The organism is Nocardioides cremeus (assembly GCF_030518195.1).
GTDB classification, from domain to species: Bacteria; Actinomycetota; Actinomycetes; order Propionibacteriales; family Nocardioidaceae; genus Nocardioides; species Nocardioides cremeus.
The window spans coordinates 1-225 of sequence record NZ_JAULSC010000417.1 but is presented as its reverse complement, the minus strand read 5'-3'; the positions used below and the strand labels follow the sequence as shown (position 1 = coordinate 225).

Annotated in this window: 1 protein-coding gene; it reads right to left on the bottom strand. The window is 68.4% G+C overall.

The annotated features are described in order from the left end of the window. Positions 1 to 225 (bottom strand): Mu transposase domain-containing protein (locus QWJ41_RS21565; RefSeq protein WP_439117358.1); only part of this gene is annotated, 225 nt, incomplete at both ends.

The window sequence follows — 225 nt, the reverse complement described above, 5'->3', positions numbered from 1 at the left end:
ATCCAGCACCAGGTCCTCGCTGCCCTTGTGCAGCGACCGGACGTGGGTGGCGATGACCGTGCCGGCATCAAGGACGCGGATGGTGTCGGCGCCGAGTCGGACCTCGAGTCGACGGCCCCCGTAGCGGGCCGGGACCGAGTAGTAGGACTGGCGCACACAGACCCGGGCTTTGGCATCGACGCGACACGACAACGGCGCGGCGACGTCGAAGATCGTTTCCGGCAG